1 protein-coding gene is annotated in these 403 nt (G+C 50.9%); it reads left to right on the top strand.

What is annotated here, in order from left to right; genetic code table 11:
* On the top strand, positions 1-187 hold a 187-nt coding region (locus tag FDX22_RS21190), incomplete at its 5' end, for a flotillin domain-containing protein (RefSeq protein ID WP_304571797.1).
* Positions 188-403: the final 216 nt, after the last annotated feature.

Raw genomic sequence — 403 nt, 5'->3', positions numbered from 1 at the left:
AAGCGGTGGAAATTTGGCTGAGCAGGCATTATCAGCCGCCCTTGCCTATCGTACACAAGCGCCGCTGATTGACTCACTGTTAAATGAAATTGGTTTGTCCGGCGGTTCGCTAAATGCGCTTACCACTCCGTTAAACGCCACGACAACAGTCGACGTTAACCATCAGACAACGATAAAAGAAGAATAACGACTTCTGCCCTTATGTCCCCCGTCCCTGGCCCATAAAGCCGGGGATTTTTTATTCTGGCGCGCCGTTTTGCGTGGATGCTCCAGCAATAAAAAACCTGCGGGAGAAAGCCCTTGCGCCTGTCAGGTCGCTCACTAACAATCGCTTGGTCAGCAAGGGGCTGCAACGAGAAAGCCCCTCTCGAAGAAGGGGCTTTAATAAGGAAAGGGTTATGAT

The sequence above is a fragment of the Citrobacter sp. TBCS-14 genome (assembly GCF_005280805.1).
Taxonomy (GTDB): domain Bacteria; phylum Pseudomonadota; class Gammaproteobacteria; order Enterobacterales; family Enterobacteriaceae; genus Citrobacter; species Citrobacter gillenii.
Note: the sequence above shows the minus strand (reverse complement) of the source record. Positions and strands in the feature narration are given on the sequence as shown.